The 23,003-nt window shown below is 69.7% G+C and carries 23 protein-coding genes, 1 tRNA gene and 3 pseudogenes; 7 read left to right on the plus strand and 20 right to left on the minus strand.

Annotated features, from left to right (window positions below):
- Positions 1 to 483: 483 nt before the first annotated feature.
- From ABIA35_RS17595 to ABIA35_RS17605, 3 genes are all read right to left on the minus strand, one after another.
- Positions 484 to 642, minus strand: a complete 159-nt coding sequence (locus ABIA35_RS17595; RefSeq protein WP_370358581.1) for a hypothetical protein — start codon at positions 640 to 642, stop codon at positions 484 to 486.
- A gap of 354 nt (positions 643 to 996) precedes the next feature.
- Positions 997 to 2,517, minus strand: coding sequence for a hypothetical protein (locus ABIA35_RS17600; protein WP_370358582.1), 1,521 nt, complete (start codon positions 2,515 to 2,517; stop codon positions 997 to 999).
- A gap of 580 nt (positions 2,518 to 3,097) precedes the next feature.
- Entirely contained in the window at positions 3,098 to 3,652 is a 555-nt protein-coding gene (locus tag ABIA35_RS17605) for a hypothetical protein (protein ID WP_370358583.1), read from the minus strand.
- A gap of 381 nt (positions 3,653 to 4,033) precedes the next feature.
- Between ABIA35_RS17605 and ABIA35_RS17610 the strand changes: the two genes are divergently transcribed.
- The gene (locus ABIA35_RS17610; RefSeq protein WP_370358584.1) at positions 4,034 to 4,738 is read left to right on the plus strand and encodes a hypothetical protein; all 705 of its coding nucleotides are present in this window, start codon (positions 4,034 to 4,036) and stop codon (positions 4,736 to 4,738) included.
- Positions 4,739 to 4,782: 44 nt separating this feature from the next.
- On the opposite strand, the gene ABIA35_RS17615 is transcribed toward ABIA35_RS17610, so the two are convergent.
- Positions 4,783 to 5,112 (minus strand): hypothetical protein, encoded by a 330-nt coding sequence (locus ABIA35_RS17615; RefSeq protein ID WP_370358585.1) that lies wholly within the window; start codon positions 5,110 to 5,112, stop codon positions 4,783 to 4,785.
- A gap of 139 nt (positions 5,113 to 5,251) precedes the next feature.
- Between ABIA35_RS17615 and ABIA35_RS17620 the strand changes: the two genes are divergently transcribed.
- On the plus strand, positions 5,252 to 5,482 hold the full coding sequence (locus tag ABIA35_RS17620) for an integrase core domain-containing protein (protein ID WP_370358648.1): 231 nt from the start codon (positions 5,252 to 5,254) through the stop codon (positions 5,480 to 5,482).
- Here ABIA35_RS17620 and ABIA35_RS17625 read toward each other — a convergent pair.
- Positions 5,466 to 5,707: pseudogene (locus tag ABIA35_RS17625) on the minus strand (hypothetical protein); the annotation flags it as partial. The gene ABIA35_RS17620 and the pseudogene ABIA35_RS17625 overlap by 17 nt on opposite strands.
- Before the next feature lie 306 nt (positions 5,708 to 6,013).
- Here ABIA35_RS17625 and ABIA35_RS17630 point away from each other — a divergent pair.
- Positions 6,014 to 6,844, plus strand: a complete 831-nt coding sequence (locus tag ABIA35_RS17630) for an alpha/beta fold hydrolase (protein ID WP_370358586.1) — start codon at positions 6,014 to 6,016, stop codon at positions 6,842 to 6,844.
- A 251-nt stretch (positions 6,845 to 7,095) separates the two neighbouring features.
- A pseudogene (locus ABIA35_RS17635) lies at positions 7,096 to 7,357 on the plus strand (integrase); the annotation flags it as partial.
- A 188-nt stretch (positions 7,358 to 7,545) separates the two neighbouring features.
- Here the strand turns inward: ABIA35_RS17635 and ABIA35_RS17640 are convergent.
- The 3 genes and pseudogenes from ABIA35_RS17640 to ABIA35_RS17650 form a co-directional block, all read right to left on the minus strand.
- Positions 7,546 to 9,009 (minus strand): MmgE/PrpD family protein, encoded by a 1,464-nt coding sequence (locus ABIA35_RS17640; RefSeq protein WP_370358587.1) that lies wholly within the window; start codon positions 9,007 to 9,009, stop codon positions 7,546 to 7,548.
- 152 nt (positions 9,010 to 9,161) lie between these two features.
- Entirely contained in the window at positions 9,162 to 9,848 is a 687-nt protein-coding gene (locus ABIA35_RS17645; RefSeq protein WP_370358588.1) for a cysteine hydrolase family protein, read from the minus strand.
- A 47-nt stretch (positions 9,849 to 9,895) separates the two neighbouring features.
- A pseudogene (locus tag ABIA35_RS17650) lies at positions 9,896 to 10,075 on the minus strand (IS30 family transposase); the annotation flags it as partial.
- 84 nt (positions 10,076 to 10,159) lie between these two features.
- Here ABIA35_RS17650 and ABIA35_RS17655 point away from each other — a divergent pair.
- The gene (locus ABIA35_RS17655) at positions 10,160 to 10,975 is read left to right on the plus strand and encodes a helix-turn-helix domain-containing protein (RefSeq protein ID WP_370358589.1); all 816 of its coding nucleotides are present in this window, start codon (positions 10,160 to 10,162) and stop codon (positions 10,973 to 10,975) included.
- Positions 10,976 to 11,248: 273 nt separating this feature from the next.
- On the opposite strand, the gene ABIA35_RS17660 is transcribed toward ABIA35_RS17655, so the two are convergent.
- The 4 genes from ABIA35_RS17660 to cmk form a co-directional block, all read right to left on the minus strand.
- Positions 11,249 to 11,322, minus strand: a tRNA-Pro gene (locus tag ABIA35_RS17660).
- Between the two features lie 116 nt (positions 11,323 to 11,438).
- On the minus strand, positions 11,439 to 12,920 hold the full coding sequence (der, locus tag ABIA35_RS17665) for a ribosome biogenesis GTPase Der (RefSeq protein ID WP_370358590.1): 1,482 nt from the start codon (positions 12,918 to 12,920) through the stop codon (positions 11,439 to 11,441).
- Between the two features lie 134 nt (positions 12,921 to 13,054).
- On the minus strand, positions 13,055 to 13,828 hold the full coding sequence (locus tag ABIA35_RS17670; RefSeq protein WP_370345035.1) for a lysophospholipid acyltransferase family protein: 774 nt from the start codon (positions 13,826 to 13,828) through the stop codon (positions 13,055 to 13,057).
- Positions 13,825 to 14,571, minus strand: a complete 747-nt coding sequence (gene cmk / locus ABIA35_RS17675) for a (d)CMP kinase (RefSeq protein WP_370345034.1) — start codon at positions 14,569 to 14,571, stop codon at positions 13,825 to 13,827. Before cmk ends, ABIA35_RS17670 begins: the two co-directional genes overlap by 4 nt.
- 161 nt (positions 14,572 to 14,732) lie before the next feature.
- Here cmk and ABIA35_RS17680 point away from each other — a divergent pair, with 161 nt between their 5' ends.
- Positions 14,733 to 15,047, plus strand: coding sequence for a multidrug efflux SMR transporter (locus ABIA35_RS17680; RefSeq protein WP_370345033.1), 315 nt, complete (start codon positions 14,733 to 14,735; stop codon positions 15,045 to 15,047).
- 57 nt (positions 15,048 to 15,104) lie between these two features.
- On the opposite strand, the gene ABIA35_RS17685 is transcribed toward ABIA35_RS17680, so the two are convergent.
- Entirely contained in the window at positions 15,105 to 15,620 is a 516-nt protein-coding gene (locus ABIA35_RS17685) for a VOC family protein (RefSeq protein WP_370345032.1), read from the minus strand.
- Between the two features lie 124 nt (positions 15,621 to 15,744).
- Here ABIA35_RS17685 and ABIA35_RS17690 point away from each other — a divergent pair, with 124 nt between their 5' ends.
- Positions 15,745 to 16,581 carry a hypothetical protein gene (locus ABIA35_RS17690; RefSeq protein WP_370345031.1) on the plus strand — a complete coding sequence of 279 codons (837 nt, stop codon included), beginning with the start codon at positions 15,745 to 15,747 and terminating at the stop codon, positions 16,579 to 16,581.
- Between the two features lie 13 nt (positions 16,582 to 16,594).
- On the opposite strand, the gene ABIA35_RS17695 is transcribed toward ABIA35_RS17690, so the two are convergent.
- The 7 genes from ABIA35_RS17695 to ABIA35_RS17725 form a co-directional block, all read right to left on the minus strand.
- Entirely contained in the window at positions 16,595 to 17,839 is a 1,245-nt protein-coding gene (locus ABIA35_RS17695; protein WP_370345030.1) for a Dyp-type peroxidase, read from the minus strand.
- Positions 17,840 to 17,850: 11 nt separating this feature from the next.
- Entirely contained in the window at positions 17,851 to 19,623 is a 1,773-nt protein-coding gene (locus tag ABIA35_RS17700) for a FixH family protein (protein ID WP_370358591.1), read from the minus strand.
- 10 nt (positions 19,624 to 19,633) lie between these two features.
- On the minus strand, positions 19,634 to 20,101 hold the full coding sequence (locus ABIA35_RS17705) for a copper chaperone PCu(A)C (RefSeq protein WP_370358592.1): 468 nt from the start codon (positions 20,099 to 20,101) through the stop codon (positions 19,634 to 19,636).
- Entirely contained in the window at positions 20,098 to 20,751 is a 654-nt protein-coding gene (locus tag ABIA35_RS17710) for an SCO family protein (RefSeq protein WP_370358593.1), read from the minus strand. The genes ABIA35_RS17705 and ABIA35_RS17710 overlap by 4 nt, the downstream gene beginning before the upstream one ends.
- 59 nt (positions 20,752 to 20,810) lie before the next feature.
- Positions 20,811 to 21,632, minus strand: coding sequence for a YcnI family protein (locus tag ABIA35_RS17715; RefSeq protein WP_370358594.1), 822 nt, complete (start codon positions 21,630 to 21,632; stop codon positions 20,811 to 20,813).
- Positions 21,633 to 21,744: 112 nt separating this feature from the next.
- The gene (locus ABIA35_RS17720) at positions 21,745 to 22,464 is read right to left on the minus strand and encodes a hypothetical protein (RefSeq protein ID WP_370358595.1); all 720 of its coding nucleotides are present in this window, start codon (positions 22,462 to 22,464) and stop codon (positions 21,745 to 21,747) included.
- 50 nt (positions 22,465 to 22,514) lie between these two features.
- The gene (locus ABIA35_RS17725) at positions 22,515 to 23,000 is read right to left on the minus strand and encodes an SRPBCC family protein (RefSeq protein ID WP_370358596.1); all 486 of its coding nucleotides are present in this window, start codon (positions 22,998 to 23,000) and stop codon (positions 22,515 to 22,517) included.
- Positions 23,001 to 23,003 lie beyond the last annotated feature (3 nt).

The raw sequence follows: 23,003 nt of genomic DNA on the forward strand, positions 1-23,003 counted from the left end.
GTACGGCAGGTGCAGCGTAGGACGACTGCCGAGAAGGGGCTCCATCCAGGCGAGCCGTCCAGACCGGCGCGCGCTGGCGTGCGGGCTGGGTACGTTCGCGCAGCTTCACGGCGCTCCCGCGGTTCGTGGTGCTTGGAAGGTGCGGCCGTGCACCGGATCGGTTTTCCGGGGATGGGCATCCGAAGTGCACGGCCGCGTGCTGGCTCGCGGCAGCCACTGGTGGACGCGAACCTGCGGTGTCGGAGGACGGCCGTCCCATCCGTGGGGGTGGTCGGGGTGTGACCGTTTCCGATGGGCAGGATCCTGTCAGCGGGAACCTGAGGTTTTGATGAGGCGTCAACCCACTGCCGTCCACTCTCCCAAGCTGTCCGCCCCGCTCTTCTGCCGCGCGGCGTAGAGCCGTCCGGTAGCCGCCAGGCATGCGACGATTACACGGCCCTCGGCGTCTATCGCCGTCGCGGGCATATGCATCATCAGCGGTCCCTACGCGACCCACTTCGGGATTTCCGGCACCGCGTCCGGGTCGACGTTCGCCCACGCGACGCTGACCGTCCCGGCGTCGTTGCGTTGGGCCAGGAAGATCCGGTCCCGCTGGGCCACCGCGGCGACCGGGCCGAAGCCGCCGTGGCCGCCCAGCATCACCGGCGCCGGGTTCCACAGGTCCGGAGCGGTCCGCCGGTACTGCCGGCGGCCGTCTGAGTCACCATCGGTCGCGAACCGGCCGGCGTCGTCGAGGGCTGTCCTCCCAGTTCCCTTGAGGGTGGAGGTGAGGAGGCTGGGCCGCTTCTGTTCGGGTTGGCGATGGACCTCGCCGGCCCGCCAGGCGATCAGCGCTGATCCGCCGGTTTGTTCGGCGTTCTGACTTCAACCCAGGGCGAGAACCGGCCACCGGGATTCTCTGGCAAGGCGGCGATCACTGGACGGTGCTGCGGAAACCTGAGGATTCGGTGAGGTCCGTCGCCGACCGACTGGGCCACAGCAGGCGCGCTGCGTGATTCAGCCCGTGCGGGAACCGTTCGTGCCAGAGCACGAGGCGTCGTTGGGGGTGGAGTACTGGTCGGCGCCGATGTCCGGGGGACACACCGAGGGGACGGTGTTGCCCCAGTAGTCGTGTCCTCCGTTGTTGGGGATGACGATGCCGGCGCCGATGGCCGGCGAGCCAGCTGTGAGTTGGTATCCGGACACTGTGCCGAGGCCGGTGCCGCCGCTGCCGGGGTTGGCGAGTTGGGGGTCGGCGGTGATCTGACCGGGTGGGATGTTGGCGGTGTTGCTGCCGGCCATGATGTTGTTGGTGAAGGTGGTGCCGTTGTAGTCGTAGCCGCCGCTGCCGTTGTTGACGATGATGTTGTTGGCGATGGTGATCTGCGAGTCGCCCAGCTGGAGGATGTCGGCGGTGGAGCCCGCGGGTTCGTAGACGGTGTTGTTGTAGAACCAGCCGTTGTTCACTCCGTAGTTGCGCAGGACCTGCGCACCGTCGTTTTGGCTGATGTTGTAGCGGAAGGTGGCGTTGGTGGTGACCGCGCCGCTCAAGGGGCCGCAGCCGCAGAACATGGCCATGCCGCCTGCGTTGTCGTGGCTGTAGTTGTACTGATAGAGGGTGCCGTCGGTGCCGTAGTCGGCGTCCCAGGCTTGGCCGTCGCCGTTGTCAGGGAGCTTGTGGGTGTTGTAGGCCTCGTTGTACTGGAACGTGACGTTGTCGGCGTTCCAGACCCAGATGGCGGCGTTGGACTCGTACGGCCGTGCTGAGGTGTCGTAGGCGACGTTGTTCTGGGCCAGGCCGTTCTGCGTGTACTGCATGACGATGCCGTCGCCGCCGATGTCGTGGACGGTGTTGTTCTGCACGACCCAGCCGGTCCACGGGTAGTAGCTGTTGGCTTTGTCAGCGGTGCAGCCTTCGTAACCGGTGGAGGCGCGGCACATCCAGCTGGTGGACATGTTGATGCCGGAGCGGTCGACGGAGTAGATGTCGTTGCCGTCCAGGACCACGTCGTTGAACTTGGTCTTGACCGAGTTGCCCAGGACGTCGAACTGGATACCGGCGCTGCCTTGGAGGTCCTTGGCCGCGTCGCCGTTGACGTCGTGGACGGTGAGGTCGGTCAGGCGGTAGTGGTTGCCGGTGCCGTAGTCGTTGAGCACTATGTGCACGCCGCGGCGGTTGGCGGCGGTGGCACCGTGGTTGGTGATCTCCAGGTTCCGGATCTCCCAGTACTGCTGGTTGGTGAGAGTGACAGCGTCCGCCGCGCCGCCGCCGGCGATGACGGGTTTGGTGCCGGTGCCGTAGGCGTCGATGACGATGGGCGCGTCGGAGGCGCCGGAGCCTTGTGGCGCGAGGGTGCCCTTGCACGTGGTTCCGCGGGCGATGAGTATCTGGTCGCCGGGGTTGAACGTGACAGCGTTGACTGCGGCCAGGGAGTTCCAGGGGCTGGACTGGGAGCCGTCACCGCTACTGGTTTGCGAGCAGTCCAGGTAGTAAGCCGAACCAGCAGCATGCGCCGGAGCGGCAGCAGCCACTGACACGAACCCGCCTGGGATCATCGCGGCCGCCGCGAGCCTGATCAGGCCTCTGTGCCATCGGGAGCGGACAGGCTGTTTGAGTGTCACGAACTTCTCCTTCCGAAGGAATGGGGGAAGCACGACACGCCCGTGGTGGCGGACGTGACGAATCGGTGGTGATGCGCCGCCGAAGGACACGACGGCAGCAACGGCAAGGTCGGCTACGGATCACGGACAGCGCTTGTGCGATACGGCCCCACAGCGTGGATCGTTCCACGCCCGTCGTTGTAGGCGGGATCGTAGCCATGGGTTTCCGGGCCCGTCAATAGCTCGGCGGCTAAGTCAGCCCTCGACTCTGCATCGCGAGGCCGGCGCCTGGTGATGAACCACCTGGCTGGTAGGGGCATATGACCTCGAATGAGGGAGCGATGACTTGCGTCCCGCCGCCCCGAAGGGCCAGCAGCGTTCTGCGAGATGGATCGATAAACGTATGACGGTCGCAAGCCCCTGTCGACCCTTATCTGCGCTGCCGCAGCCCGCACGCGTGAGATGCCGGAAGGCACCGTGAACCACACGGTGCCTTCCGGCGGATCTGATCGAGTGGTCAGGCCTTGAGCAGGTACCAACCGCCGAGGCCGCTGCACATGCTGGCGTTGAAGCCGCCGGTGCGATAACCGGCCGGCACAGGCTGGTAGGGGCACATGAACACCCCGACTCGGGCCGTCTGCATGTACCAGGAGCCGATGCCGCCGCAGCCGGGATCCAAGTGGCCGGTGTTCACGTAGCCAGGCGGGATCGGTGAGCCCGCACAAGTCCACTCGCCACTACGGGCCAGTTCCAGGAACCACGCGTCGACACCGCTACAACCGACCGCGTTGTGGAGGGTGATCACATAGCCGGGGGGAATCGGTGAGGTGGCGCAGGTCCAGATCCTGTCCTGAACGGGTCGCATGTACCAGGCGCCCACGCCGTTGCACCCGTTCGGCGCGCGGAGGACGAGCACGTAACCCGGCGGTATCGGAGCGCCGGTACAGATCCACCCCGAGGAGGCGTTGGCGGATGCGGCGGATGCACTCGTGGTGGCGGCGACCGGCGCCGCCGGGGTCGCTGCACTGGCCGCGTCCGTGGCCGCTCCAGTGAAGACGGCGACGAGCAGCATGACAACTCTCGCAAGTGCGGCGAGTCGGCTGCGGGCCGTCGTCACGGACGAACGACGTTGCAGACGGCGATTCTCGATGTTCATTTCGCACCGGCCCAATCGGTGGTCAATGCCGCGCCGTACGACCCTCGTGCGGCGCCGGCCTCCGACCATAGTGGGATCCGATGGTGTGGTCATCAGCAGACTGACACAAGTTGAGCAAGGACATGGTTCAGATCTGGTTCGCCTGACAGCGGCGCGGGCGTCCACGGGGGTGCCCGCCGCATGGTGACCACGTGGCGCTACGGAATCTGAGCCCTCATGGGTCGTTATACTCTGCTTTCTGCCGAATCGTCACCTGGTTCGCCGTCTGCCCCGTCAGCAGGAGAGAGCCCGAGTACCGTGTCCCAGACGTACGACAGCGGACACACCGCCCTGCTGGTGATGCTCGCCGCGTTCGTCGCCACGTTCGCCATCGTCCGCGCGGTGACCCGGTTGATCCGTTCCGGACGTGGACCGTTCGGGAACATCGCGGCCGGCGGCGTGCACGTGCACCACCTCGTGCCCGGCATCTTCCTGATGTTGATCGCCGGCACCCTCGAGTTCTTCCTCGTCCCGCACGGGGCCTGGCGGTCCGTACTGGCCGCCGCCTTCGCGGTCGGGGCGGCGCTGACGCTCGACGAATACGCCCTCTGGCTGCTCCTCGACGACGTCTACTGGGCCGAGGAGGGGCGCAAGTCGGTGGACGCCGTCGTCTTCGCGGCCGGGATCGGCTTCGTGCTGCTCGTGGCGTCCAATCCGTTCGCGCGGCAACAGGGGGAGAGCCGGCTCTTCTTCGCGGGGTTCCTGGCGGTGAACCTGGGCTTGGCAGTCGTCGCCGTGCTCAAGGGCCGGTTCTTCCTCGGGGTCGGCGGCGTCATGATCCCGTTCCTGGCGCTGGTCGCCGCGTTGCGGTTGGCCCGGCCCGGCTCGCCCTGGTTCCGCTGGTTCTATCCGGACGGCGCGGCCAAGAGCGCCAAGGCGCGCAGGCGCGCCGCCAGACGCGGGCTGTGGGGCTGGGACAGAGCGGTCAGCGCGATGAGCGGGATGCCGCGGCGGCGGCACTGAACGATGCGAACACCCGTACGGCCGCGACCGCAGTAGCAGCAGCGTCAGGCAACCAGCTTGCGAGTCAGCCGCACCAACCGGGCGGGCGCGGTGAGCGGCAGGTAAGCCTGGCCGATCGCGTTCCCGTTCGCCGGCAGCGTCGCAGGATCCGGGTTCGGGCTGCGATCCCCGGTCCACCCGGGCCAGCGGCGCCCCTGCGACGCCGCCAGGACGACGACCACAGCGCCGCAGCACGTGCCGACCCGGCCATTCCACCCCAGGCTTCCGAAACGCAGCACCATCAACGCGACCGCGGACACCGCCAGGCCGATCCACACCAACACGCGAGCCGGCAGACGATCGGGAAGCGGATGCCACCAGTCGTCGACCACCACACCCGTGAGGATCCCCGCCACCACCCCGAGACCGACAGCCAACGGCACCTTCCACCGCCACCACACCCGGTCACGATCGGCCAGCAGGAGAACCCCGGCGACGGCCGCCCCGCCGACCAGGACCAGCGATTTGCACCAGGTGGTACGCAGGCGGCACCCCTGCGGGTGCCGCCTGCACTACGCGGAGAGGTTCGTGCTCACCGCCCGAACGGGATGCACAGATCGCTTGCTGATCTTCGGGTACCGTCAGCTGCGGACCGTCCTCGACCGCTACGCCCGGCACTACGACGCTGCCAGACCTCATCGGGCGCTGCACTTTCGGGCTCCGGCCGACGAGCCGAACATCATTCCGTTCCTGACAGCTCGGTGACGGTGCGCGCGGCGAAGAAGTCCCGGTCGGTGCGCTTGCGCGTCATCTCCCAGATGACGTAATTGATCCCGTTGCCGCAGATTTCCAAGTGCAGGCCCTTGCGGTCGTCGGGCCAGGCGCAGCCTGGAAACAGTCGAAGCCGCCGTTCTCGTGGTACATCTTCATGATCGCCAGCGCGCCGCGACCCGGTTCGTCACCGGGCTGGACGTCGGGAACGTTCGCCATAAGGCCCTCCTCGGGATCCGGGCAGCCACGAACCCTCAACATGCTATGCGTGTCCGGAGCAGGGACAGCCGTCCACCCGCCGGTGCCGCCCGGCGTGGCGACCGCACTACTCGAATGACGCAACCCCTCGCGCACCCTGCGCGAGTTCGTGTGAAGGATGGAGGGTGACGGCGTGGGGGGCATAGGTCCCAAGGCGACGTCGAACGTTAACGGCGTTCGTGTCGGTGAGGGTTTTGTCCTGCAATCCGGCCGAGCCCACGGAGCGGCCCTCACGCCCCTTCCACGATGAGCGAAGGAGTTTCCGCCATGCCGTTCGTGACCGTCGGCCAGGAGAACAGCGCATCCATCGATCTGTACTACGAGGACCACGGTTCCGGCCGTCCCGTGGTACTCATCCACGGCTTCCCCCTCAACGGGCGGGCCTGGGAGCGCCAGGAGCGGGCCCTGCTGGGCGCCGGACACCGTGTCATCACCTACGACCGGCGCGGGTTCGGCCGCTCCAGCCAGCCTGTCACCGGGTACAACTACGACACCTTTGCCGCAGACCTCGACAAGGTGCTCCATGCCCTGGACCTGAACGAGGTCGATCTCGCGGGGCACTCCATGGGCGGTGGCGAGATCGTCCGCTACCTCGGGAAGTTCGGCTCTGCGCGGATCCGCAAGGCCGTGATCGTCTCCGGCGTGCCGCCGTACCTGCTCAAGACGCCCGAAACGCCGCACGGCGTGCCGCAAAGCGTCTTCGACGAGATCGCCGATGCGCTGACCGCCGACCGTGCGGCGTACTTCACCGAGTGGAACAAGAACTTCTTCAACCTCGACCAGACGCTCGGCAAGCGCATCAGCCCCGAGGTCGTGCAGGACGCGTGGAACACCGCGGTCGGCGCCTCCCCGCAGGGGACAATCGCGTGCGTCCCGACCTGGCACGAGGACTTCCGCGGCGACTGCGCGAAGATCGACATCCCGGTGCTGGTGCTGCACGGCACCGAAGACCGGATCCTGCCGATCGAGGCGTGCGGCCCGCGGACCCACGAGCTGATCTCCGGCAGCGAGTACATGGCGATCGAGGGCGCCGGGCACGGTCTGTGCTGGACGCACGCCGATGAGGTCAACGCCGAGTTGCTCAGGTTCCTGAAGTAGCCGTAGTGCGCGGCCGGGGCGTGGTCCCCCGTGGCCGCACTGCCCAAGGCCCCTGCCATGCCCGAAGCCACGGCTTCCCGGCAGGGGCTCTCGTGGTATCCGAGAAGCACGGAAGGAACGAAGACGATGTCTGAAAATATCGAAGCTGCCCCGGTAGCTACCCCGACAACCTGTAGGCCTCGGAAATAGAATGAGCCTGTGACCTGGGCGCATGCAGCCTCTGATCGTCGAGCTGAGATCCTGGCGTCGCGATGTTCTTGTCGATTGCTTACCGGGTAGCGCGGCACGAGAACGCGGTCCTGCGGCGCCAGATCGTCCGGGTTCGCTACGAGCGGGCCGACCGGTTCTGGTTGGCGGCACTCTCCTTGCTGATCCCGCGCCGGCGCTGGGCCGAGGTGTCCCCGGTCAGCCCGGCGACCCTGTTGTCCTGGCACCATCGGCTCGTCGCCCACAAGGTGGGACTACAGCGCCCGCCGGAACCCAGGCTCGAGTCGGTCGAACTCGGCCATCAGATCGCCTCCTCGACGGTGCGGCCAGATCCTCCAGGGGATTCCAGGGCTCGTCGTAACACGAATCTAAGAGCCCTGATTTTAGTGTTTGTCTGGTTGCCCGCGCCTGCCGTATACACGACGTACGTCGTGTATACGGCGCGCTGCGGGTGAGGCCGGGATCGCGGCGGCGCACGCAGATGGCGGGGCTGGTCAGTCAATCGCGGCTCGTGTTGTGGGGGTGAGTAGTTCGACCAGTTCGGAGATGTCGTCCATCTTGTCCAGGGCGAGCACGGCCGATTCGATGGCGGCTCGGCGGTCGCTGGAGATGATGGAGTGGGTGAGGTTGCGGTATTTCTCGACGATGTCGTCGTTGCTGAGCTGTCGGTCTCCGGTTCCGCGCGGGTGCACGGTGGTCTTCTCATGCACTGAGCCGTCCTTGAGTGTGACCACCACGCGTGTGGTCAGTCGCTCCTCGACGGGCAGCGCGTCGTATTTCGCTTCGTGGCGGGTGGTGGTGCGGTCGATCAGGTTCCACACCTCGTCGCTGTTGATTTTGTCCGCTGCGAACTCGTCGATCAGCACGTTGCCGTCCAGTAGCGCTACGGCGACCGTGTAGGCGACGTTCATTTGCGCGCCGATCGCCTCCAGCGGCCGCTCGGCTTTCCAGCCGCCGTGTCCGTAGGCAGCCTCGGGCATGTCGATCTCAATGCTCTTGACCTCGTCGGGCTTGACTCCCTGCTCGCGCAGCGCGATTGCCGAGTCGATGGCCGCGTGCAGCAGACCCATGGCGGAGTACGGCTTGACGGCGATCCGGTTGGTCTCCCAGAAGTCTCCGAGCCTTGCGTAGATCTGTGTGGCGTCCGGGTTGTGGCCTTCACCGAACGCGGCGAGATACCCGCCGTACTTACGCTCGAAGACCCGCTTGATGCCCACGTAACCTACTGCGGCCAGCGCGGCCCCCGTCAGCCCGTTGCGGGAGGCGAACCCGTGCTGCATGCGCTTGACCATCGACTCGAACTGCGCCGCCATCAGGCCGCACGCCTGGGTGGCGCCGATGCCGAAGGCGTCCTCGAAGCCGGCCGCGTCCAGCCCGTAGAGCTTGCCCGCCGCCGCGGCGCTGGCCAGGGGGCCGAATACGGTGCCGGAATGCCAGCCTCGCGAAAGCATGTCCAATCCGCCCAATGCCATACCGACTCGCGGTCCCGTCTCGTAGCCGAGGATCGCGCCGAGCAGGAAGTCGGCGCCGGTTACCTTTCCGAGCCGGGAGGCTGCGCCGAGCATGGCGGGTAGCACGATCGCGTTGCTGTGCAGCGGTGCCGTGGGGTGGTAGTCGTCGAGTTCGAAGCCTTGGATGAAGCTGGAGTTGAGCAGCGCGGCCGACGGGGGGCTTGTGGTCAGCCCGCCCCACCCGATCAGTTCGGCGCTGCCGGCGTCGTCGAGCGCGGTGATACCGTCCACGCCCTTGCGCGAGACCGGTAGCTGGGCGCCGACCAGGGCGCAGGCGACGCCGTCGAGGATCAGGTGGCGCGCGCGGTCGCGTACTTCGTAGGGGACGTCGTCGAGGCTCGTGTTAGCCACCCAGGTAGCCAGTTTCCCGGTCGGCCCGTCCGGATCGGTGGCCGAGCGTCCGGTGTTGACGGAGGCGGCGACCTTCTTGATGTTGGAGACCGTCATGATGATCTACTCCTTTTCCACCTGAAGTCGTCTTCTCGTACGTGTGCTGACGTGACTCTCCAGCGCTCGAGCGATTGGGCTGCGGGGCCACCGGACGCTCGCCTCGATCCCTGTCAGAACACGGCCTCTCGTGCGGGGCCGGGCGCGTTGCGCTAGCTGGTTGCGGTGAAGTCGCTGGACGTGATGATCTCAGCGAAGGCGGGGAGTACCTTGTTCAGGGAGTGGTCGTGGAGCTCGGCCGGGGCGGCGCAGGCGTCTCTGATCACCGAGACCTGGTAGCCAAGGTCGCTCGCATCCCGTGCAGCCGACTCGACGGCAAGGTGTGTGGCGACGCCGCAGATGGCGAGCTGTTCGACGTCTGCCGCGTGCAGAACCGCGTCCAGGATCGTCGAGGCGAACGGGCCGACCGATCCCTTGTCCAGCACCAGTTCGTCCGCCGCAGGCGCGACCTCCGAGACGATCGTGGATTCTGCCGAGCCCGCCATGTATCGCTGAGCGCGCTCGTGCTCGTCGAACCGGTACGTACGGTTGGTGCGGTTGCGGTGTTCGGCGTCGAATGCCAGATGCACGAACACGACCAGGTCGTCGCGGCCGCGAGCGGCGTCGAGGCATTGGCGGGCGTTGTCGAGAGTGCCGCGCGCTTGAACTTCGCGGGCGAGCTCGGGGGCGGTCGATCCCTCCTCGCGGCAGAAGCTTTCCTGGAGGTCGATCAGTAGTAGAGCTTGCATGCGAATCGCTCTCTTGGCCCGACGGTCAGGCCGTCGTAGATGGGTCCTCCGCCTGAATCTCAGGTAGGGACGCCCGCTCCCACAGGCTATCGCGACGCCACTCGGGCGCATCCGCGCTAGGCTATTGGGGTGGGCTTCTGCGGGGCCCCGGCCCGTGATCAGCTGGCATCGAGCAGCTGGTTGAGGGTGTGCTGCGGTGGACGCCAGCCCAGCGTCTTGCGGGGCCTGGCGTTGAGTTCGGCGGCAACATGGTTGACCCGCAGACGTCGGTGCACAGACGGGTCGGTCCGCTTGGGGAAGTATTGGCGGAGCAAGCCGTAGATGTTCTCGTTGGATCCTGCGTGGTTGAAAAACCCTGCTATAGGGTCTCACCTGCGTGAATGCTGCTGGATGGCGGCGCCGGGTACGGGATGATGATGCTCGTGTCTGCGCGTTTGGTCTACCTTCTGTTCTGCCGGATAGCCTCCTGGCTGGTGCTGTTGGGGCGCAGCAGCGCGGCCAAGGATGTAGAGCTGCTGGTACTACGCAATGAGGTGGCGGTCCTGCGCCGGGCCAACCCGAAGCCGCGCCTGGACTGGGCCGACCGGGCGTTGTTCGCGGCGCTGATCCGGCTGCTGCCCAAGCACCTTCGTGCTCACAGGCTGGTCACGCCGGGCACCGTACTGCGCTGGCATCGGCGGCTGGTGGCGGTGAAGTGGCGCCAGCCCCGGCCGCCGGGGCGCCCGCCGATCCCGGCAGAGCTCGTCGAACTGTTCCTCCGGCTGGCACGGGACAATCCGTCGTGGGGCTACACCCGTATTCAAGGGGAGCTGCGGCGTCTGGGCGACCGGGTCGCCGCGGCCACCATCCGCAAGATTCTGCGAAGCCACCGGATCCCGCCGGCACCGCAACGGGACGACGGCCCGACCTGGCGGTCGTTTCTGCAAGCTCAGGCCACGACGATTCTGGCCACCGACTTGTTCCAGCAGACCCCGAAGATGAACGCTTTCGCCGAACGCTGGGTGAAAACGGTCCGTGCCGAGTGCACCGGCCGCATGCTCATCGTCAGCGACCACCACCTGCGGGTCGTCCTCGACCAGTACACGGAGCACTACAACGCCGGACGGGCGCATCAAGGCCACGCGCTGAGCCTGCGCGCACCCCTGGACGACCCGAACGTCATCCCGTTCCCGGCTCAACGGATCGCCCGAACAAAGATCCTCGGCGGCCTGATCAATGAATACGATGCGGCAGCATAGCCCCAGCTCAGCACCCCGGCAGGGTTATTGGACCCCACAGGCCTGCAGGCCTTATCAGGGCTGGTTTGTGGTGGCTTCGCGCCCACGACTGGCTACTCAACCGCTGCGACCCGAGCTGTGACGCGCGAAACCGCTAAAAGACCTGGTCAAGGCCCTGTGGCCCCCAAGTGGCCCCCAAAAGCCCTCGGAGGGGCTGGAAGCATAGCTGCGACTGGAAAGCATAAAGGCCGGTTGACCTGGGGATATCCCCAAGGAAACCGGCCTTCGTCGCGGTCGGGCTGACAGGATTTGAACCTGCGACCCCTTGACCCCCAGTCAAGTGCGCTACCAAGCTGCGCTACAGCCCGCCGCCCGCATCAGCGGGCAGGAAGACCATACCGCACCTGGGGCCTCCGAATCACATCGGTTGGCGGTGGCGCGCCGTGGGTTGTGCGATGGGGGGCAGGGAGGGGGCGGGGAGCCCTTACTTCTTGCGGTCCTTGTTCTTCTGGCGGACCTTTACCGAGATTTGGATCGGTGATCCGACGAAGCCGAATTCCTCGCGGAGGCGGCGTTCGATGAAGCGGCGGTAGCCTGCCTCGATGAAGCCGCTGGCGAACAGGACGAACCTGGGGGGCCTGGTTGAGGCTTGGGTGCCGAAGAGGATTCTTGGCTGCTTGCCGCCTCGGAGGGGGTGGGGGTGCTCTGCTACCAGGGTGCCTAGGAAGGCGTTCAGCTTTGCTGTGGGGACGCGGGTTTCCCAGCCCTCCAGTGCTGCTTCCAGGGCCGGGACGAGCTTGTCCACGTGCCTTCCTGTTCTGGCTGCCAGGTTCACGCGGGGGGCCCAGCGGACTTGGACCAGGTCGCGTTCGATTTCTCGTTCGAGGTAGTAGCGGCGTTCCTCGTCCATCAGGTCCCACTTGTTGTAGGCGATGACGAGGGCTCGGCCGGCTTCGGCGACCATGGTGATGATGCGGAGGTCCTGCTCGGTGAGGCTGTCGGAGGCGTCGACGAGGACTACGGCTACCTCCGCCTTCTCGATGGCTGCCTGGGTGCGCAGGGAGGCGTAGAAGTCGGCTCCGTAGGTTTGGTGGACGCGGCGGCGGATGCCGGCTGTGTCGACGAAGCGCCAGGTTTTGCCGCCGAGGTCGATCAGTTCGTCGACGGGGTCGCGGGTGGTGCCGGCGGTGGGGTCGACGACGACGCGCTCCTCGCCTGCCAGCTTGTTCAGCAGGGAGCTTTTGCCGGTGTTGGGCTTGCCGACCAGGGCTACGCGGCGGGGGCCGCCCATGGGGATGCCGAAGCTGACGGCCGGGGTGGCCGGGAGGACGTCCAGGACGGCGTCCAGGAGGTCGCCTGAGCCTCGTCCGTGCAGGGCCGAGACGGCGAAGGGCTCGCCCAGGCCCAGGTTCCACAGCTCTGCCGCGGCGGCCTCGGTGCGCTGGTCGTCCACCTTGTTCGCGGCCAGGACCACCGGCTTGCCGGCTTTGCGCAGGACGCGGACGACGGCTTCGTCGGTGTCCGTGATGCCGACGGTGGCGTCCACCACGAACATCACCGCGTCCGCGGCGTTGATGGCGGCCTCGGCCTGGAAGGCCACGGCCTTGGCCATGCCCTCCACGTCGCGCTCCCAGCCGCCGGTGTCGACCAGGGTGAAGCGGCGGCCGTTCCAGTGGGCGTCGTAGGAGACCCGGTCGCGGGTGACGCCGGGGACGTCCTGGACCACGGCCTCGCGGCGGCCCAGGATGCGGTTCACCAGGGTGGACTTGCCCACGTTGGGGCGGCCGACGACGGCCAGTACCGGCAGGCGGACGTTGTCGCCCTCGCCCCGGTCCCATTCCTCGGCCTCGAGTCCCTCGGCGTAGGCCTCGTAGTCGAAGTCCTCGTCGAAGTAACCCACGTCTGAGGCGCCGGCGGTGGCGGTGCTCAGGTCGCCGGGAGTGTAGTCCTCGGTGTCGGGCTGCATCAGGCATTCCTCATGTTCGTAATGCGCGCTTACCTAGAAGCGCGTCTCGTAAAAGCGTTCGGCCGGCGGTTCCCCCTTGCGTTCGCGGGGAGTCGCCGACCGGAGCGCGTCAGTCTTGGCGTCCGTGTCCGTGTCTAATTGTCGCGCCCGGTGAGCTGCTTGGCGTACTGCAGGTGCGCCGCCAGGCGGATCCGGAGTTCTTCGCTGATGGCGGCGATCTTCTGCCGCCGGCCCAGGCCCTCGGACCCCTGGGACAACTCCTCCAGGGTCAGCGGTGTTCCGTACACCAGGTCCAGGTGGGTGCGGGGGGTCGGCAGGGAGCCGATTGTGCGGCCGTTCGTGGCCGTCCCGAGGACGGCCACCGGCAGGACCGGGGCACCGGTGGCCACCGCGAAGTAGGCCAGGCCGTTGTGCACCGACTCGAACTCGCTGGTGGTGCGGGTGCCCTCGGGGAAGACGCCCAGGACGCCGCCGGAGCGCAGGGCGGCCAGGCCCGCCTGGACCGCCGCGCGGTCCGGGTGGTCCCGGTCGACCGGGATCTGGCCGAGCCCGAGCAGTATCGGGCCCAGGGGGCCGACGAACATCTCCTTCTTGACCAGGAAGTGCACCGGGCGGGGGGCCACGCCGGCGATCAGCGGGCCGTCCAGGAAGCCGGTGTGGTTGCCGGCCATCAGCAGCGAGCCCTCGGCCGGGACGTTGGCGATGTTGTGCTGGGTGACGTGCCACAGCGAGTGCATGAGCGGTATACCGATGCGGTGCGCGCGCTTGGCGCCGCGGGCGCTGGGCGTCGTGCGGTCGTGCCCGCCGGAGCGGTTCCGGGCCTGGCCCTGGTCGGACGTCCCGTTTGCGGTGCCCGGCCGGCCCCGCCACGGGACCGACGGTCGGTGTGCATCTCGGAGAACCTTCATCTGGTGAGTCCCACCCCTTGGGAGGCGTCCGGCGCGGTGCCCTCGGCCGTGTGGATGACGATGCCGGCGACCTTCTCGATCACCTGCTCCAGTGTCAGCTCGGTGGCGTCGACCACCACCGCCCCCGGCGCCGCGGCCAGCGCGTTGGTCCGGCTGTCGACGCTGTCGCGGCGGGTCAGCGCCTCGCGGGTGGCCGCCACGGAGTCGGCCGCGCCCCCGCCGTTGGTCCCGTTCGCGGTGTTCTCCGCGCTGCGGCGGGCCGCGCGGGCGTCCTCGGAGGCGGTCAGGAAGACCTTCGCCGCGGCGTCCGGGGCCACCACCGAGGCGATGTCCCGGCCCTCGACCACGATGCCGCCGGCCCCGATGATCTCCCGTTGCAGCTCGATCAGCCGGGCCCGCACCTCCGGCACCGCGGCCACCGCGCTCACCGTGCCGGTGACGTCGGCCTCGCGGATCGCGGCGGCCACGTCGTGGCCGTCCACGCTGATCCGCGGCGCGGCCGGGTCGGTCCCGGAGACGATCCGCGGCGACCCCGCGTCGGCCGCGACCGCGGCGGCGTCGGCGATGTCGATCTTGTTCTGCAGCATCCAGTACGTCATCGCCCGGTACTGCGCGCCGGTGTCCAGGTAGCGCAGCCCCAGCCGCGCCGCGACCCCGCGCGACACGCTCGACTTGCCCGACCCGGAGGGGCCGTCGATGGCGACGACCATCCCGGACAGGGCCTGCTGGCTGGGCAGCGACATACCGGTGACTCCAGAGAGGTGATGAGAGGTGATGAGAAGTGGTCGAAGAGGTGGGACCTGCGGCCCATCAAGACTATCTGGTGGCGGGGCTCACGGGATTCGCATTGGCCCGGTGGTCCCCCGGATTGGTTGGATGGGCCGATCATCAGGAGGTGGGTGCGGTGGACTGGATCGTCCTGGCCGTCTCGGGGTGCATGGAAGCGGTCTGGGCGACCGCGTTGGGCAAGTCCGAGGGGCTGCACCGGCTCGGGCCGACGGCGCTGTTCGGGGTGGGGCTGCTGCTGAGCATGGCCGGGCTCGCCTACGCGCTGCGCACGCTCCCGGTCGGCACCGGCTATGCCGTCTGGGTGGGCATCGGGGCGGTGCTGACCGTGGCGTACGGGATGGTGTTCGACGGGGAGACGGTGTCGGCGGCGAAGGTGCTGCTGCTGGCCGGGATCGTCGGGTGTGTGATTGGTCTCAAAGCGCTGCACTGAGCCACTCAAAACGCTGCACTGAGGCAGGGAAGTGAGCAGTTCAGGGCAGCAGAGGCGTCAGGGCGCGACGATGTGCGAGATCCCGACGCCGCCGCGCCGGGTCGCGCCGTACCGCTCGATCTCCTTGGCCAGGTCCAGCGGCAGCGTGAACGAGCCCTCCGGCAGCTGCGCGCCGGCGACCAGGTCGGCCGGCACCAGCCAGGACATCTCGAACTCGAGGCCGTCCGGGTCGTGCGCGTACAGGGCCTTGGTGGTGCCGTGGTCGCTGGCGCCGACCAGGGCGCCGTGCTGCTTCAGCACGTCCTCGAAGCGCGCCAGTTCCTGGAGCGTGTCCACTTCCCACGCCAGGTGGTACAGACCCACCCGGGAGCGGCCGGCCTCGGAGGAGCCGGCCTGCGCGCCGACCGCGAACAGGCCCAGGTCGTGGTCGTTGGTGGAGCCGGGCGCGCGGAGGAACGCGGCGTTAGGGGCCTGCGTCAGCACTTCGAATCCGAGCAGGTCGCGGTAGAAGGCCACACTGCGGTCCACCTCCCGGACGAACAGCACGGCGTGGTTGAGACGGGTCACGGGCATCGTTCGGGCTCTTTCTTCGGGAAGGGGTGCCCCTCCATCGTCCCCGGACGCTCTACACTGCCGCAAGCGCGGATCAGGTGCGCAGCGGGACGCTGTGCGACTGGAACTTCTTGGGGGGAGTGCGTTGAGCGAGGCCGGTGTGCCCGGGATGGGCCTGAAACTCGGCCCGGAGGTGCTGCGGAGCACCGACGGCGTCTGGTACTCCGCCACCGGAGCCGACGGCGGCACGTTGGGCGTGCTGCGGTTCGAGCCGGCGCGGGTGCAGGCGGCCGGGGGCGTGGAACGGCTGGTCGAGCGGACCGTCGCGGCGCGCGGCGGGCTGCTGCCCGGCACGCTGCCGGTGCTGGACCTGGTGCAGGACGCCGGGCGCATCTGGCTGATCACGCCGGTCGTGCCGGAGGCCGGGCCGGCCGCCCGCACGGTCGCGCTGCTGCTCGGCTCGGCGCCGGTGAGCGGGCTCGCCGCGACCGGCCACGGGATCAAGGAGCCCGCGAAGAAGGACCTGAAGGACGGGCTGCCCAGCCGGGTCATCCGCGGCTTCGTCGGCCTCGTGCTGGTCGGCGCGGTGCTCGGGGCGGCGGCGTTCGCGGCGGTGCAGCTGCGGGACAAGAAGGCCGTGCGGCCGGTGCAGATCTCGAGCATCTCCGTGCACAACTACGCTCCGGTGAAGCCCTCCGGGATCTGCGACACCTCGGTGGACATGGTCGCGGAGCTGACGACCAACGGCGGGACCGGGGTCGTGGACTACGAGTGGGACATCCCGGCGAAGAACCACACGACCCAGGCCGTCACGGGAGCCGAGACGGTGAGCGGCAAGTCGCCGGAGGTGCATCTGGCCTGGCAGCTGAAGCTGACCGGGAGCGGGACGGTCACCGCGACGTTCCGGATCACCAATCCCCAGGTGCTGGCGCCAGGAGCTGAGACGCAGAGCGCCGGCGATCTGAAGTATCAGTGCCCGTGACGGGCCGAAGGCATCACCCCTCCAGCAGCGCCTGCCCCAAGTAGCCACCCGGCGCCGGGGCCGGGACCATCGCGAACAGCGCGCTGGTCTCGTGCGTGGTGAACCGGTTCAAGGCGTCCATATTGCGCGTCAGCCGCTGCTGGACCGGGATGAAGCCGCGGGCCGGATCGGCCTGCCAGGCCAGGAACAGCAGTCCGGCGTCGGGTTCGCCGTCGGCGGTGAGGCCGTCGTCGTAGCTCAGGCCGCGACGCAGCATCGCGGCGCCGCCGTTGCCGGCCGCGGCGGCCAGGCGGATGTGGGCGTCGCCGCGGATGGCCAGGGAGCCGTCGGGGTTCTGGCCCGCGAGGTTGACCGGTGTGTGCTCGGTGCCGCCGGACAGCGGCGCGCCGGTGTCCTTGCGGCGGCCGATGACCCGCTCCTGCTGGGCGACGGTCTGGGCGTCCCAGGAGGTCAGCAGCATCCTGATGCGGCGGAAGACGAGGTAGGAGCCGCCGCGCATCCAGGCCGTGGCGTCGTCGGGGGCGACGTACACCTTGCTCGCGAAGTCCGGCTGCGCCGGCGCCGGGTTGTTGGTCCCGTCGAGCTGGCCCATGAGGTTGCGGCCGGTGGCGGTCGGGTCGGGCGAGGAGCCCGGCGCGCGGCTGAACCCGGACATGACCCAGCGCGGCTTGGCGGTTCCGGCGGCGGCGCGCGTCAGGGTGCGCAGCGCGTGGAAGACCACGAGCGCGTCGTCGGCGGCCAGCACCACGCCGAGGTCGCCGTCGCTGCGGGCGGCGTCGAGCTTCTCGGTGCCGAAGGCGGGAAGGGGGGCCAGCTGCGGCGGCCGTCGGGCGGCATCGAGGCCGGCCTTGCCGAACAGCGAGGGGCCGAAGCCGACCGTGATGGTGAGGGAGCAGGGGCCGCTGCCCAGGGCGGTGGTGTCGGCGTCGGCGGCGGGGGAGCGGCCGGCGGACAGGGCGGCGATGGCCGCGCTCCAGGCCCGCATCAGGGCCTTGAGCTGGGCCGGAGACGTGCCGGGGAGCAGGTCGAAGGCGGCGACGGTGCCGTGGCCCTGCTGGATCGCGGGGACGGAGATGCCCGCCTGGTGCGGGAAGGGGGCCGCGACGGTCGCGGTGCCGAGGCCGGTGACGCGGTCGGCGGCCGGCGTGGCTTTGCTGCCGTCGTCGACCAGCAGGGCCGAGGCGGTGGCACCGATCGCGACGCCGCCGAGGCCGGTGGCGCCGGTGGCCAGGAAGGCGCGGCGGGTGGGGAGCTTCACAGGACTCTCGCTTACTTGCTCACTGTGGTGTTCAGGATGACCGTGGCCTGGTCGATGTCGGTGGTCCGCACCGTGACCAGCACCTGCCAGGCGCCGGACATCGGCACGACCACGCCGCTCGCCGTGTAGTGGCCCGGCCCGGCGGGCTGGAGCTTGATCTTGATCGGGCCCAGCTGCTGCGCCGGCAGCGCCAGCGAGGCGTCGACCTCGGGGACCGCTTCCGGCTTGCCGGTCTTGTCCAGGACGTCGATGACCACCTGGGCCGTGCCGACCCGCGCCGGGTCCAGCGTGACCCGCACCGTGCCGGTGCCGTCGGCGGATCCGGTGTCGAACGGGGAGGCGACCGTCACCGGGCCGGCCTTCGCCGCCGTGTCGGCGGCCGGCTGCGACTCCACGAGCAGCGCCGTCACCGCCAGCACCACGATCGCCAGGCCGAACTCGGCCGCGACCGAGCGCCGCAGCCGGGCCAGGTCCGGGGAGGTGGCCGCGAGGGTCTGGAGCGCAGGCTTCTGGAACGCAAGGATCCGGCGCGCGAGGAAGCCCAGCGCGAGCAGAACCACGAAGAGGCTGGACTTGATGACCAGCATCCGGCCGTAGTCGGTGCCGAACAGCGCGTCCCAGTGCCGGACCTGGCGCCAGCCCTGGTAGACGCCGGTGGCGGCCAGGACGCAGACCGCAGCGAAGGCCGTGGTCGAGAAGCGGCGGACCAGTATCAGGCGCTCGTCGTCGGTGATGCCGACGACTTGGGGTCCCAATACGGACGAGGCCAGCGCGGCCAGACCGCCGACCCACGCCGCCATCGCCAGCAGGTGCAGCACGTCGGCCGGCAGCGCCAGCGCGACCTGCGAGCCGGTGCCGGAGTGGTCGGCGACCGACCAGGTCAGCGCCAGTCCCACGGCCAGCGCCGCGCCGACGCCGCCGACCGCCCGCCGGGTGCGCACCGAGGACTCGGCGAGCCGGGTCGCGATCCACGACACCAGCACCCCGGCCGCGCCGAGCAGCATCAGCCGCCAGGCCAGGGCCTTGCCCAGGCGGGTGTTCAGGGTCGCGCGCAGCACGTCCACGTCGGTGACGCGCCCGATGCCGAACCCGCCGCCGTAAGGACCCTGCAACAGCAGGGCGGCGACGGTGCCGAGCAGCAGTGCGAACCAGCCGCCGCCGATCAGCAGCCGCAGCCGCCGGTCGCCGGCCAGCTTCGGGGCGAAGGCGACCAGCAGCAGCGCGCCGCCGGCCAGCGCCGCGAAGCCGAGGTAGGCCAGCCAGCGCGCGATGCCGAACAGCACGCCGACCGTGCGCGAACCGCTCGGCGCGGCCGCGGCGCCTCCGGCGTTCGGCGCGGAGGTGGTGCCGATGGAGAACGTCCAGGCGCCGCGCACCGGATGGGAGTCCGCTGAGATGACCCGCCAGGAGACGACATAGGTGCCGTTCTTCAAGCCGGGCTTCAACGGCACGGATGCCGTCTCCGGCTTGCCGTCCAGGTGGTCGGCCGTGCCGACCTCGACCTGCGAGCCGTCCGGGGCGAACACCCGCAGTGCGCCGAGCTGGAGGGACACCGCCTCGTCGTAGGTGACGGTGACCCGGGCCGGGGCGGTCGCCAGCAGCGCGCCGTCGGCCGGGTCGGTGGTCACCACGGTGGCGTGTGCGGACGCCATCGGTGCGCTGGCCAGGCCCCATATACACAGGACCGCGGTCAGGACCGCGACGACATACCGGCGTATGCCGCTGCCGGTGCCGCCGGCCCGAGCGGCGGCCCTCGCCGCCGCCGCGGGCCGAGCGGTCCTCATCGCCCCGTCCTCATTGGCCCGGTGCCTGATCGGCGATCCCGATCACCGGCGCGGTCACCGTGATCGGCGCGGAGGCGGCGAACGACAATGTCAGCCGCACGGAGGTCCCGGGCTTCAGCGGTCCCGGATCCTCGATCATCACGTGGTTGCCTCCGGGGGAGAAGTCCAGGCTCCCGTGCGCGGGCACCGGCGCCGTGGTCAGCGCGACCATCTTGGCGCCGTTGGTGGTGTGCATCGTGGCGTGCCCGGTCGAGGCCGCGACCGCGGTGAGCGTGTCGTCGGTGCCGCCGGAGTTGGCGATGGTGAAGTACGCCGCGGCCTCGGCGGGGTTCGCCGGCTCGCGGACGTAGGCGTCGCTCACCGCCAGCTTCGCCCCGTGCGGCCCGGTGCCGCCGCCGGACCACAGCAGCAGGCTCGCGCCGGCGGCCAGGACCACCACCGGGGCGGCCAGCGCGCCGGCCCTCAGCGGGAGGTTCACGTCAGCAGGCTGATGTCGTGGGCGATGTCCTTCGGGGCGACGCCGGCCAGCCACACCACATGTGCCAGGCCGTCGGTGCCGAAGGCGTTGACCTGGGTGCCGTGGTCCACCTCGATCGTGCCGTCGGGGTTCTTCACCGGCGGCGCGACCGGGGTCGCGGCCAGCTTCGCGGTGTCGTCGACCTGCGCGACCGTGCCGGTCAGGCCGACGAAGTCCGGGTTGAACTTGCCCAGCCAGGCCTTCAGCACCGGCGCGGTGTCCCGGTCCGGGTCGGTGGTGACGAACACGACCTGCACCTTGGCGGCCTTGTCGGCCGGCAGCAGACGCAGCGCCGAGGCCAGGTCGGCCATGGTGGTCGGGCACTCGTCCGGGCAGTGGGTGTAGCCGAAGTAGACCAGCGTCAGCTTGCCGGCGGCGTTGGCCTTCAGGTCGTAGGGCTTGCCGTTGAAGTCGGTGAGGGTGACCGCCGGGATCGGGGTGGGGATCGCCAGCTCGGTGCCCTTGTACTCGGACTGCTGCGTGGAGACCCCGGAGGCCTGCGCGACCTCCTGGGAGGGGCTGGCGCAGGCGGTGGTGCTGAGCACGGCCAGCGCCCCGATGGCCGCAGCCATCGGGACGAGGCGTGCGATCCGGGTGGACCGCGGGTTCATGATTCTTCTTCTCTTCCGGGTCGGGATCAGGTGTGTTTCAGAGCCGGCTCAGGACCGGCTCAGGAGGACGAGGTGTCTTTGCGGCGCAGTGCGACGATCGCGGTGCCGAAGCCCAAGGCGCCGACGATGAGGCCGGCGACGCCCAGGGTGCGGGCGCTGGTGTCGCTGCTGCTGGAGCTGCCGGACCCGGCCTTGGCGTCGCCGTCGGCCGCCAGGCTCACCGAGGGTGCGGTGGTCGGGGCGCCGGTCGGGGTGGTGGCGGTGCTGCCGGCCGGGGTGGTCGTGCTGCCCGAGCCGGTCGCGCCGGTCGCGCCGGTCGTGCTGCCGTTGGCGGCGGCGGCCGGCGTCAGGTGCAGCACGGGTGCCGGGTGGTCCGGCGCGGGCTGGCCGGGCTGCTGCAGGTCGATCCAGCGGACGACGTTGCCGTCGGAGTAGGTCTGCAGCGCCTTGAACACGATCTGGTCGGTGTCCTTCGGCAGCGGCCCGAGCGAGACGTCGAACTCCTGGAACTGCCCCGGGTCGATCTTGCCGCCGGTCCAGACGATCTTGCTGACCGCCGCGGTGACCTCGCCGTCGCCGGTCTTGATCGGCGTGGCCAGTTGGCTGGTGGTCGTCGTCGCGGTCCAGCCGGGGACCGGCCGCACCGACACCGAGGCGATCGGGTGGTCCACCGGGATGTCGACCTCCAGGGCGGTCGTCGAGGCGTTCGCCTCCTCGTTCGGCACCCGGAAGGAGACCTTGGTGTACCCGCCCTGCGACACGGAGTTGGGGTTCACCGTGACGTGCGCCTCGGCGGCCGAGGCCGCGGCGAGCAGCGACGCGGCGGCGGTGGCGAGCAGGACAGCGGTCCGGCGCGTGCCGGAGGTGAGCTTCGTGGACATGCCTATCCATGGGATGGGGCCACGCGGGATGGGGCGTGGCGGATCGATGACGGTCGAGGGCCGCACCGGACCGGCACGCGTCGGGGAGTCGCGAGGACCCCCGGCAGCGGTGTCAGACGAATGCGGCGGCCGTCATCGGCGGTCCGCGCCGCGCGACGTCGAAGCGCAGGAGCCGCCCGGGCCCGACCCGCGCCGGGGTGCGCGTGACGAGCGCTGCGGCACGCCGCGGCGGCGTCCATGCCGCCGCCACGAGCGCGCAGACCAGCAGCACCAGCGGCTCGATGAGGGCCAGCCCGAGCGTGCGGGCCAGCGACCACACCGCCGCCTCGCCGCGGCGCAGCCACCAGGCGGCGACCAGCGCGGCGACGACGTGCGCGGCCAGCATGCCGCCGGTCATCGAGTGGTGCGGCGCGGCGGCCATGGGCGGCATGGCGACGTTGTGCATCGCCTGGGTGACCCCGGCCGGCTCGGTGTGGCCGCACCAGAATTCGCCGCGCGGCGGCATCGCCATCGGCATGCTCATGTGGTCGGCACTGTCCTGAGCGGCCGCGAAGAGCTGGTGCAGCCCGAGCTGCACGCCCGCCATCAGGACCAGGATGGTCGGCAGCCCGCGCTCGCGATGGGTGAGCGGCGCCGCGACCAGGAAGACGGCGCCGCCGCCGACGAACAGTGCCCACACGGGAATCGCGCCGACCGAGAAAGCATCGTGCCCGACCGCGCCGACCAGGACACAGAGCGCGGCGAAGACCGCGGCGCGCGCTGTGCGCAGCGTCGGCGGCTGGGGCTTCTCGGGCCCTGGCGCTGGCTTTGGCTTTGGCGCGATGGTCGGCATGGCACCAGACATGGTGCCAGGCGTGATCGGTCGGGACGGAAGCGGGGTCGCTAAGCGGCCGCCAGCAACCGGTCCAGCTGCCCCATCGCCCGCCGGGTGGCCAGCGCGATGCCCGGCGCCGAGGCGCGCACGGCCATCGCCGCCGGCCGCGTCGCGTCGATCGCCATCGTCCACGCGACCCGGGTGCCGGCCGGGGTCGTCAGGACGGTCCACTGCTCGGCCATGGCGCGGATGCCGGGGACGGTGGTGCGCTCGATGCGGTACGCGTAGCGGTGCGGGGTGTCCCAGGCGAGGACCTCCTCGTGGAACGCGACGCCGCCGACCAGCTTCACCCGGCGTTTCGTGCCGACGCCGAAGGGCGCCGCGCCGCCGTACTCCGCCGCCGCGACCGCGCCGTACCAGCGGGGGAGCGCCGCGACGTCGTGCGCTATGGCGTCGAAGACCGCCTCGGGCGTGGCGTGCAGGGTGTTGGCGAAGGACAGGCGCAGCGGGGCCGTCGCCAGGAAATCGAGGTCTACCGGTCGGGTCGCGTACATGCG

The organism is Catenulispora sp. MAP12-49 (assembly GCF_041262705.1).
Taxonomy (GTDB): Bacteria; Actinomycetota; Actinomycetes; order Streptomycetales; family Catenulisporaceae; genus Catenulispora.